11 protein-coding genes and 1 pseudogene are annotated in these 10,492 nt (G+C 74.6%); 8 read left to right on the forward strand and 4 right to left on the reverse strand.

Annotated elements, in window-relative coordinates; all coding sequences use genetic code 11:
- Positions 1-137: 137 nt before the first annotated feature.
- The gene (locus CBZ_RS10920; protein WP_130781577.1) at positions 138-1,475 is read right to left on the reverse strand and encodes a glutamine synthetase family protein; all 1,338 of its coding nucleotides are present in this window, start codon (positions 1,473-1,475) and stop codon (positions 138-140) included.
- Between the two features lie 104 nt (positions 1,476-1,579).
- On the opposite strand from CBZ_RS10920, the gene CBZ_RS10925 reads away from it, so the two are divergent.
- The 3 genes from CBZ_RS10925 to CBZ_RS10935 all read left to right on the forward strand — a co-directional run bounded on the left by CBZ_RS10925 (position 1,580) and on the right by CBZ_RS10935 (position 5,135).
- A complete protein-coding gene (locus CBZ_RS10925; RefSeq protein WP_130781578.1) occupies positions 1,580-3,247 on the forward strand; it encodes an NAD+ synthase in 1,668 nt (555 codons plus the stop codon).
- Positions 3,248-3,309: 62 nt separating this feature from the next.
- Entirely contained in the window at positions 3,310-4,122 is an 813-nt protein-coding gene (panB, locus tag CBZ_RS10930; protein ID WP_130781579.1) for a 3-methyl-2-oxobutanoate hydroxymethyltransferase, read from the forward strand.
- Positions 4,119-5,135 (forward strand): endonuclease/exonuclease/phosphatase family protein, encoded by a 1,017-nt coding sequence (locus tag CBZ_RS10935; RefSeq protein ID WP_130781580.1) that lies wholly within the window; start codon positions 4,119-4,121, stop codon positions 5,133-5,135. The genes panB and CBZ_RS10935 overlap by 4 nt, the downstream gene beginning before the upstream one ends.
- Before the next feature lie 61 nt (positions 5,136-5,196).
- Here the strand turns inward: CBZ_RS10935 and CBZ_RS10940 are convergent, their stop codons facing one another.
- Complete coding sequence (locus CBZ_RS10940) at positions 5,197-5,370, reverse strand: SPOR domain-containing protein (protein ID WP_130781581.1); 174 nt, start codon at positions 5,368-5,370, stop codon at positions 5,197-5,199.
- A gap of 89 nt (positions 5,371-5,459) precedes the next feature.
- Here CBZ_RS10940 and map point away from each other — a divergent pair, with 89 nt between their 5' ends.
- From map to CBZ_RS10965, 5 genes are all read left to right on the forward strand, one after another.
- On the forward strand, positions 5,460-6,332 hold the full coding sequence (gene map / locus CBZ_RS10945; RefSeq protein ID WP_130781582.1) for a type I methionyl aminopeptidase: 873 nt from the start codon (positions 5,460-5,462) through the stop codon (positions 6,330-6,332).
- Positions 6,329-7,117, forward strand: coding sequence for a polyphosphate--glucose phosphotransferase (gene ppgK / locus CBZ_RS10950; protein ID WP_130781583.1), 789 nt, complete (start codon positions 6,329-6,331; stop codon positions 7,115-7,117). Before map ends, ppgK begins: the two co-directional genes overlap by 4 nt.
- Before the next feature lie 62 nt (positions 7,118-7,179).
- Entirely contained in the window at positions 7,180-7,953 is a 774-nt protein-coding gene (locus CBZ_RS10955; RefSeq protein ID WP_165446738.1) for an MBL fold metallo-hydrolase, read from the forward strand.
- 206 nt (positions 7,954-8,159) lie between these two features.
- The gene (locus CBZ_RS10960) at positions 8,160-8,456 is read left to right on the forward strand and encodes a DUF6191 domain-containing protein (protein ID WP_130781585.1); all 297 of its coding nucleotides are present in this window, start codon (positions 8,160-8,162) and stop codon (positions 8,454-8,456) included.
- Between the two features lie 40 nt (positions 8,457-8,496).
- On the forward strand, positions 8,497-8,931 hold the full coding sequence (locus CBZ_RS10965) for a VOC family protein (protein ID WP_130781586.1): 435 nt from the start codon (positions 8,497-8,499) through the stop codon (positions 8,929-8,931).
- Positions 8,932-8,940: 9 nt separating this feature from the next.
- On the opposite strand, the gene CBZ_RS10970 is transcribed toward CBZ_RS10965, so the two are convergent.
- A complete protein-coding gene (locus CBZ_RS10970) occupies positions 8,941-9,852 on the reverse strand; it encodes a hypothetical protein (protein ID WP_130781587.1) in 912 nt (303 codons plus the stop codon).
- A 73-nt stretch (positions 9,853-9,925) separates the two neighbouring features.
- Positions 9,926-10,492, reverse strand: a pseudogene (locus tag CBZ_RS20865) (hypothetical protein); the annotation flags it as partial.

Below are 10,492 nucleotides of genomic sequence, written 5' to 3' on the forward strand. Positions count from 1 at the left end.
GGCTGACCCCGCGGCCGTCGGGCGTCCCGGCCGTCACGACGCGACCCTGCCGGCCCGGGCCCGACGGCCGAGCCGCGCTGGGCGGCCCAGCCGCGCGGGCCGGCCGTGCCGTCCGCGCCGGACGGCGGTCGACGTCGTCACAGGACCGGCAGGAACCGCCGCAGCTCGTACGGCGTGACCTGCGCGCGGTACTCGTCCCACTCCTGGCGCTTGTTGCGCAGGAAGTAGTCGAAGACGTGCTCGCCGAGCGTCTCCGCGACGAGCTCCGAGCGCTCCATCACCGCGATCGCGGCGTCGAGCGACTGCGGCAGCGGGTCGATGCCGAGCGCGCGACGCTCGGCGTCGGTCAGCTCCCACACGTCGTCCTCGGCGCCCTCGGGCAGCTCATACCCCTCCTCGATGCCCTTGAGGCCCGCGGCGAGGATGACGGCGTACGCGAGGTACGGGTTCGTCGCGGAGTCGACGGCGCGGTACTCGATGCGGCTCGAGTTGCCCTTGCCGGGCTTGTACAGCGGGACCCGGACGAGCGCGGAGCGGTTGTTGTGGCCCCAGCAGACGTAGCTCGGCGCCTCGGCGCCGCCCCACAGCCGCTTGTAGGAGTTGACGAACTGGTTCGTCACGGCCGTGATCTCCGCGGCGTGCTTGAGCAGGCCCGCGATGAACGACCGAGCCGTCTTCGACAGCTCCAGGTGACCGCCCGGCTCGTGGAACGCGTTGCGGTCCCCTTCGAACAGGGACAGGTGCGTGTGCATGCCCGAGCCCGGCTGGTCGGACAGCGGCTTCGGCATGAACGAGGCGAACACGCCCTGCTCGAGCGCGACCTCCTTGACGACCGTGCGGAACGTCATGATGTTGTCCGCCGTCGTCAGGGCGTCCGCGTAGCGCAGGTCGATCTCGTTCTGCCCAGGACCGGCCTCGTGGTGGGAGAACTCCACCGAGATGCCCATCGACTCGAGCATCGTGATCGCGGCGCGGCGGAAGTCGTGCGCGGTGCCGCGCGGGACGTGGTCGAAGTACCCGCCCTGGTCGACCGGGACGAGCGGCTGCGACGGGTCCGCCGGCGCCTCGAACAGGTAGAACTCGACCTCGGGGTGCGTGTAGAAGGTGAAGCCCTTCTCGCTCGCCCGGGACAGCGCGCGCTTGAGCACCGTGCGGGAGTCCGCGAGCGACGGCTCGCCGTCGGGCGTCAGCAGGTCGCAGAACATGCGGGCCGTGCCGTGCCGCTCCCCGCGCCACGGCAGGACCTGGAACGTCGACGGGTCGGGGCGGGCGATCATGTCCGCCTCGTACACGCGCGTCAGGCCCTCGATGGCGCTGCCGTCGAACCCGATCCCCTCGGAGAACGCGTTCTCCAGCTCGGCCGGCGCGACGGCGACCGACTTGAGGATCCCGAGCACGTCGGTGAACCAGAGACGGATGAAACGGATGTCCCGCTCCTCGACGGTGCGGAGCACGAACTCCTGCTGCCTGTCCATGGCGTACATCCTGCACGATGGCAGGGCCGTCCGGCCGCCATCGTGCACCCTTCGGACGGTTCGCGTGGCGGGCGGCCCGCACGGCGGTGACTAGGCTCGACGCCATGACGAGCCTCCGCATCGCCCTCGCGCAGATCGACACGTGCGTCGGGGACGTCGACGGCAACGCCGAGGCCGTCCTCGCGTGGTCCCGGCGCGCGGCGGACGCGGGCGCGGACCTCGTCGTGTTCCCCGAGATGACGCTCACGGGCTACCCGATCGAGGACCTCGCGCTGCGGGCCTCGTTCCGCCGGGGCGCGGAGGCCGCGCTGCAGCGGACCGCGACGGCGCTCGTCGACGCCGGTCTGGGCGAGCTCGCGGTGCTGCTCGGGACGGTCGGCGAGCACGGCGAGAGCGACGCCGCCGCGCCCGACGACCGCGGCCTGCCGACGAACCAGGCGGTGCTCCTGCAGCACGGGCAGGTCCGGTCGCGGTACGACAAGCACCACCTGCCGAACTACGGCGTGTTCGACGAGTTCCGGATCTTCACCTCGGGCGACCGGACGTGCGTCGTCGACGTGCGCGGACGTCGCGTCGGGGTCGTCGTGTGCGAGGACATCTGGCAGGACGGCGGTCCCGTCGCGCAGATGGACGAGAACGACGTCGAGCTGCTCGTCGTGCTCAACGGCTCCCCCTACGAGGAGGGCAAGGGCCACGTCCGCGCCGAGCTCGCCGCACGCCGGGCACGCGAGGTCGACGCGCCCGTCGCCTACGTCAACCTCGTCGGCGGGCAGGACGACCTGGTGTTCGACGGCGGGTCGTTCGTCGTCGCGACCGACGGCACCCTGCTCGCGAGCGCACCGCAGTTCGTCGAGCACCTCCTGCTGTGGGACCTGCCCGACGCCGGGTCGCCGCTCGTGCCGGGTGAGCTCGCGCCGCCCCTGCACGCGGACGAGGAGGTGTACCGGGCGATCGTCACGGGCCTCGCGGGCTACGTGCGCAAGAACGGGTTCCGGTCGGTGCTGCTCGGGCTGTCGGGCGGCATCGACTCCGCGCTCACCGCGGCGATCGCGGCGGACGCGATCGGTGGTGCGAACGTCGTCGGCGTCTCGATGCCGTCCTCGTTCTCCTCCGAGCACAGCAAGGACGACGCCGCCGAGCTCGCGAAGCGGCTGGGCGCGGACTACCGGGTGCAGCCGATCGCCCCGGTCGTCGACGCGTTCCAGGAGCACCTCGCGCTCGAGGGCGTCGCCGAGGAGAACCTGCAGGCGCGCGTCCGCGGCGTCATCCTCATGGCGATCTCGAACCGCGAGGGCCACCTCGTCATCGCGCCCGGCAACAAGTCGGAGCTCGCGACGGGCTACGCGACCATCTACGACGCGGGCAGCATCGGCGGCTTCGCACCCCTCAAGGACGTCGACAAGTCGCGCGTGTGGGCGCTGGCCCGGTGGCGCAACGCCGCGGCGGCCGCCGCCGGCGAGCAGCCGCCGATCCCCGAGTCGTCGATCACCAAGCCGCCGTCGGCGGAGCTGCGGCCCGGCCAGCTCGACCAGGACTCGCTGCCCCCGTACGACCTGCTCGACGAGGTGCTCGACGCGTACGTCGAGCACGCAGAGGGCCGCGCCGAGCTGCTCGCGCGCGGTTTCGACCCGGCGGTCGTCGACAAGGTCGTCACGCTCGTCGACCGCGCCGAGTGGAAGCGTCGGCAGTACCCGCTCGGCCCCAAGGTGACCGCGCTGGCGTTCGGGCGAGACCGGCGCCTGCCGGTGACGAACCGCTGGCGCGAGCCCTGACCGACGCCCCACCCCGGACCACCTGACTCGGCACACCCGACCGGACCCCAGGAGCACCCGTCATGACCCAGACCCCGAAGCGCGTGCGCGTGCACCACCTCGCCGAGGCGAAGGCGCGCGGCGAACGGCTCACGATGCTCACGGCCTACGACGCCGTGACGGCCCGCATCTTCGACGAGGCCGGCGTCGACATGCTGCTCGTCGGCGACTCCATCGGGAACACCATGCACGGGCACACGACGACGCTGCCCGTCACGGTCGACGACCTGATCCCGCCCGCCCGGGCCGTCGCGCGCGCCGCGCAGCGGGCGTTCGTCGTCGTCGACTTCCCCTTCGGGTCGTACGAGGCGGGGGCCGAGCAGGCGCTCGCCACGGGCGTGCGGATGATGAAGGAGACCGGCGTCTCGGCGGTCAAGCTCGAGGGCGGCAAGCGCGTCGTGCCGCAGATCCGTGCGCTCACCGACGCGGGCATCCCCGTCGTCGGGCACCTGGGGTACACCCCGCAGTCGGAGAACCGCTTCGGCGGCCCGCGCGTGCAGGGGCGTGGCGACGTCGCCGCGGAGCAGCTGTCCGAGGACGCGCTCGCGATCGTCGAGGCCGGCGCCGTCGCCGTGGTCCTCGAGATGGTGCCCGCTCCCCTGGCGGCACGGATCACCGAGATCGTCGCCGTCCCGACGATCGGCATCGGCGCCGGCGCGCAGTGCGACGGCCAGGTGCTCGTCTGGGTCGACATGGCCGGGATGACCGACTGGTCGCCGCGGTTCGCCAAGCGGTTCGGCGACGTCGGCGCCGCCCTGCGCTCGGCCGCGACCGCGTACGTCGACGAGGTCCGCGGCGGGACGTTCCCGGACGCCGCCCACCAGTTCGACGCGTGACGCGCGGCCGCGCCGCGTCCTGGGGGCTGGCCGCGGCGGCGGCCGTCGTGCTCGTGGTGCTGGCCGTGCCCCTCGGGGGCGGGACGTTCGGCGTCGCGCAGCTCGTGTCGTTCCGGGCCGTCCTGGCGCTCGGGGTCCTCGCGCTGGCCGGCGTGCTCGTCGGCGTGCCGTGGACGCGCCGGCGGCTTGTCCCGCTCGTCGTCGTGCTGGCTCTCGGCGGCGCCGCACAGCTCGGGGTGCTCGGCTGGCGGTCGTTCCCGGCGAACGGTGCGTCCGACACGACCACCGCCGCAGCGCCCGGGGCGGTCGCGAGCTCGGCGCGGGCAGGCGACGAGGTCGTCGTGCTCTCCTTCAACACGCTCGACGCCGTCGACGCCCCGACGCTCGCCGCCCTCGTGCTGCGGCACGACGCCGACGTCGTCGCCCTGCCGGAGACGTCCGCGGCGACCGCCCGCGAGGTCGCACGCCTGCTGGCGGCGGACGGGTCGCCCGTGCAGTGGCACGCGGCCGAGAGCGCCGTCCCGTGGATCGCCGGCACCGCGCTGCTCGTCTCGACCGACCTGGGGCGCTACCCGGCCGCCGACGACCTGGCGACGCGGCTCGGCTCGGTGCGCGCGACGCCCGTGGCCGACGGCACGCTCGCGGCACCGGTGCTCGTGGCCGCGCACCCGCGCGCCCCGGACCGCCGCTCCGCGATGGCCGGGTGGCGCACGGAGACCGCGCTCGTCGTCCAGGAGTGCGTCGCGACGCCCGGGGCGATCGTCGCGGGCGACCTCAACGCGACGCTCGACCACCCCGCGCTGCGCGACCTCGGGCGGTGCGTCGACGCCGCCCGGGCTGCCGGCTCGGCCGCGCACGGCACATGGCCCGCGGCCGCGCCGACCCTGCTCGCGGCGCCGATCGACCATGTGCTCGTCGACGGCCGCACGTGGCGGGTCACCGGCTTCGAGGTGCTCGCGCGCACCGGCGCGAGCGACCACCGACCGGTCGTGGCGCGCCTCGTGCGCCGCTGACGCAGCGACTCACGCGGTGACTGACGCGGTGACTGACGCGGTGACGCGGCGGCCCGCAGGGTCAGCGGCTCTCCCGCTCCTCCTTGTCCCACGCCTCGGTGCGCTCCTTCGCCCTCGCGAGCGCGTGCTCCGCCGCCTCCCGCGTCGGGTACGGGCCCATGAGCTTGCTCCAGTCGCTGTGGCGACCCTCCTCGACCGCGTGGGTCTCGGTGTTGAACCAGTACTCGGTGGCCATCGTGCGCTCCTCTCGGTCCTGGGGCCGGGAGGTCCCGGCGGACGTCGCCGCCCGGGCCGCTCCGCCCCGCAGTCCGTAGACTGCCAGGTATGACGCCCGTGCACGCGCCACGATCCGCCCTGGTCCCGGGCACGGTGAGCCCCCGGCGGGCCGTCCCGTCGGCCATCGCCCGCCCCGAGTACGTCGGGCGTCCCGGGCCGGCGCCATGGCGCGGCAGCGACGTCCTGGACGACGAGACCATCGAGCGCGTGCGCGTCGCCGCGCGCCTCGCGGCACAGGCGCTCGCCGAGGTCGGCCGCGCCGTCGCCCCCGGCGTGACGACCGACGCGCTCGACGCGATCGGGCACGAGTTCCTGCTCGACCACGGCGCCTACCCGTCGACGCTGGGGTACCGGGGCTTCCCCAAGTCGCTGTGCACGTCGCTCAACGAGGTCATCTGCCACGGCATCCCCGACTCGACCGTCGTCGAGGACGGCGACATCGTCAACGTCGACGTCACCGCGTACATCGGCGGCGTGCACGGCGACAACAACGCCACGTTCCTCGCGGGCGACGTCGACGAGGAGTCGCGCCTGCTCGTCGAGCGCACCCGCGAGGCGCTCGAGCGGGCGATCAAGGCCGTCAAGCCGGGCCGCGAGGTCAACGTCATCGGCCGGGTCATCGAGAAGTACGCGGCGCGGTTCGGGTACGGCGTGGTCCGCGACTACACCGGCCACGGCGTCGGCCCGGCGTTCCACACCGGCCTCGTCATCCCGCACTACGACGCGGCCCCCGCGTACGACACGCTCATCCAGCCCGGCATGGTCTTCACGATCGAGCCCATGCTCAACCTCGGCACCCCGGACTGGGTGCTGTGGGGCGACGACTGGACGGTCGTGACGGCCGACGGCCGCCGCAGCGCCCAGTTCGAGCACACCCTGCTCGCCACCGACACCGGAGCGGAGATCCTGACGCTGCCATGAGCCACGACAAGAAGCACCACGGGAAGAAGTCGCACGCGCACACCGTCGCGTTCGGCGTCGACATCGGCGGCAGCGGCATCAAGGGCGCACCCGTCGACCTCGCGGCCGGCGAGTTCGCGGCCGACCGCAAGCGGATCCCGACGCCTCTCCCGGCGACCCCGGACGCCGTGTCCAAGACCGTCGCCGACGTCGTCGCGTCCTTCGACCTCGCGGACGACGTGCCCGTCGGCGTGACGTTCCCCGCGGTCATCCTGCACGGCGTCGCGCAGTCCGCCGCGAACGTCGACAAGTCGTGGATCGGCACCAACGTGGAGACGGTCGTCGGCGCCGCGAGCGGCCGGCGGGTCGTCGCCGTCAACGACGCCGACGCCGCCGGGTTCGCGGAGGTCCGCTACGGCGCCGCGAAGGACGTCGACGGCGTCGTCCTCGTCGTCACCCTGGGCACGGGCATCGGGTCGGCGCTCGTCGTCGACGGCCACCTCGTCCCGAACACCGAGCTCGGCCACCTCGAGATCGACGGGCACGACGCGGAGTCACGCGCCGCGGACAGCGCCCGCGACCGCGAGGACCTCGACTGGGTGGCGTGGGCCAAGCGGCTCCAGCGCTACTTCACGGTCGTGGAGAACCTGTTCTGGCCCGACCTCATCGTCGTCGGCGGCGGCGTGAGCAAGCACCACCAGCAGTTCCTGCCGCTGCTCGACCTGCGGACCCGGATCGTCCCCGCGGAGCTGCGCAACGCCGCGGGCATCGTCGGGGCCGCCGCCCTCGCGGCGGGAGAGCACTGACGCGCACCCGCCCGCGGCCGCTCCTCGAGGTCGCCCCCGGCGTCCACGTCGCGACGAGCGCCGTGTACGCGACGACGTCCACGGTCGTCGTCGGTGACGACGGCACCGCGCTCGTCGTCGACCCGGGCGTGACCGCGCACGAGGTCGCGGGCCTGTCCGCGGCGATCGCGCAGCGTGGCTGGCGTCCCGTCGCCGTCTGGTCGACGCACGGCCACTGGGACCACGTGCTCGACGGCCCCGGTCTGCACGGGCTCGTGCGCTGGCGGGGCGGCCCCGCACGCGACGTCGACGCCGGCTGGCACGCGGCCGTCGTCCGCGAGCGCGACGCCGACGGCCCGCTCACCGCCGCCGTGCGCGCTGCCGCGTCGGTGGGCCAGGACGACGGACCGCCCGAGGTCGCCCCCATCCCGCCCGTGCCGTTCCCCCGCCGCGGGACCGACCACCTCGACTGGTCAGGGCCGGACGTCGTCGTCGTCGAGCACGCCGCGCACGCGCCCGACCACGCCGCGCTCGTCGTCGTGCACGCACGCGTCCTGCTGTGCGGCGACCTGCTGTCCGACCGCGAGGTGCCGCTGCTCGACACCGACGCCGACGACCCCGTCGCGGACTACCGTGCGGCGCTCGACCTGCTGGAGGAGACCGCCGACGCGTTCGACGTCGAGACCGTCGTGCCGGGCCACGGGACGCCCGGCGACCGGGCCGAGCTCGACCGCCGTCTGGACGCCGACAGGGCCTACCTCGACGCGCTGGCCGGCGGCGGGTCGGACGACCCGCGCCTCGCCGAGCCGTGGGTCGCGGACGCGCACGCCGCACAGGTCGCGGCCCTCGGCGGGTAGCAGCGCCCGAGGGCTGGACGACGTGGTCGGATCCGGGCGCCGGGCACGGTCACGACGTCGGACGCCGGTCACGACGCCGTGGGGAAGGTCCGTCGCGCCGGGTGCGACAGATCTTCCCCACGACCGCCGCGCTGGGCGCGAAGCGACGCCGAGGGCAAGGGCGCGCACCGCCGTGGGCGCCGTGGGCCGCGTGCGACCATGGGCCGGTGGAGTGGCTGTGGGTCGTCGGCGGGGTCGTCGTGACGCTCGTCGTGGTGGACCGGCTCGTCGCGCGCGGCGTGTTCGACCGTCGCCGGCCCCGCGTGCGGGTGCCGTCGGGCTCGGCCGCGACGGGCATGTTCGGCGGCGTCGTCGACGTGTTCCAGCCGAACCACGAGTACCTGACCCTGGAGCAGGACCGGCAGCGGCACGACGTCCAGCACGCCTCGGACGCGGCGCCCCCGGTCGACCTGGACTCCGGCGTCGTCCGCCTCGACGGGCCCGGGACCGCCTCCGCGCCCTGACGCCGCGCGCCGCGCCGCCGACTCCCCTAGCGTGCGACGCATGCCTCTCGTCGTCTCGCAGCTCTCGATCGACGCCCACGACCCGGCCGCGCTCGCGGCGTGGTGGGCCGAGGCCCTCGGGTGGCGCGTCGTCGTCGACGAGGAACCCGACGAGGACGAGATCGAGATCGAGCCCGGCGACGGCTCCGCGACGAGCTGGCTGTTCCTCCGGGTGCCCGAGGGGAAGTCCGTGAAGAACCGCGTGCACCCCGACGTCCGCCCGCCGGACGGGTCGGACCAGGCCACCGAGCTACGACGCCTGCTCGACCTCGGGGCGACCCGCGTCGACATCGGGCAGGGCGACGTCCCGTGGCACGTCCTCGCCGACCCCGAGGGCAACGAGTTCTGCCTGCTGCGCAGCACGCCGTCGCAGCTCGCCGCGGCGTCGGCAGCGCAGGGCGCGGCGTCGGGCGGAGCGGGTGGCACGGGCGGCTGACGCCCGCCCTCACTCCTGCCGCGCCTGCTCCGCGAGCGCCCACGCCTCGAGCTCGTCACGGTGCTGCTCGACGAACTCCTCCTCGAGCGTGCGGAGCACGGCGTCCTTGCGTCCGCGCAGGTCGACCTGCTCCTGGCAGTCGAGGTCGGCGACGGCGAGCGTGACCTCGGCCGCGCCCACGTCCGCGAGCGACCCGGCGTCCGCCGCGACCAGGCCGTCCTCGGCACGCACCTGAGCACCCGCGAGCAGCGTGCGCACGGACTCCTCGGCGGCCGCGGGGTCGGCGAGCCCGACGTGCCCCCGGTCGGCCATGCACTGCGACCACGCGCGGTCGACGTCGCGCGCGGCCTGCGCGTCGAGCGCCCGGTCCTGCAGCGCGTCCATCTCGGCGAGCAGCCGGTCCCAACCGGGGTTGCTCGCGAGGACGCCGTAGACGTCGTCCCACGCGGCGTTGGCGCACCCGCCCACCTGCGCGGTGATCCCCGCGGCGTCGACCTCGGGGGTGCCGTACAGCTCCTCGTCGAAGGCAGCCTGCGCCCCGGGCGTCAGCGCGGCGCGGTACCCGGCGTTCGGGTCCGGCACGTCCTCGGCCGCGACGTCCTGCCAGGGGCTCGACGCCAGCCCGTACCCGAACTGCTCGCGGAAGGCCCTCGATCCGGGCGGCGGCACGTCCTCGTCGAGGACGACGGAGTCGGGCGACGTCACGACGGGCACGTACTCGAACCCGGCGTCCTTCATGCACGTCGCGACCCGCTCCTCGTAGCGCCGCTGGAGCGCGACGGTCCGGTCGGCCTGCTCGCCGGCGGTGCCGTACGCGAGCTCGCGGTACGGGCCGAGCGGGCTGCCGGTCGTCTCGGGTCGAGGCGACGTCTCCGCGCAAGCCCCGAGCACGACGAGGGTCCCGACGAGAGCCGTGGCCACCGCGACGCCGCGGGCACTGCTCGCCGAGCTCAGGCGCCGACGCGAAGCCCGGCGGGTGCCCGCGCCCCGACGGTCAGCCCCCGACGGGGAACTCACCGATCACCGTCCGGCCGTCGCTCTCGTACACGGGCACGAGCCGCACCCCGGACGCGTCGGCCGCGTCGATCACGCGGACCGCGACGTCGGCGTCGTCCGCGCCAGGGTCACGTGCCACCGTCGGCGCGCCGAGCGCCACGAGGTCGTCGAGCAGCGTCGACGCGTGCGCGGTGAGGGCCCCTGTCGCACGCGCCTCGCGCAACGCCTGGAGGGCCGCCGTGCCGGCTGCGAGGTCGACGGCCGCGGCGTCGGGCGTGACGCCGAGCTCGTCGGCGACGACCGCGTACGCCGCGTCGAGCGCCGCACGGTCCCGCTCCTCCTGCTGCGCGACGGCCTCGGTCGGGTTCGCCGGCTCGCCCGCGTACAGGTCGTCCTTGCGGACGTAGCCGACGGTGCCGTCCTCCGTCTCGACCTGGATGAGGTCGGGCTCGGTGTCGCGGCCGCTCGCACCCATCGCGGAGCCGTAGGTGAGGCCGTCCGCGTTGGTCGAGACCGCGGATGTCGGCGTCGCGGTGCTGTCCGGGGTCGTGCACCCGGACAGCAC

Source organism: Cellulomonas biazotea, assembly GCF_004306155.1.
Taxonomy (GTDB): domain Bacteria; phylum Actinomycetota; class Actinomycetes; order Actinomycetales; family Cellulomonadaceae; genus Cellulomonas; species Cellulomonas biazotea.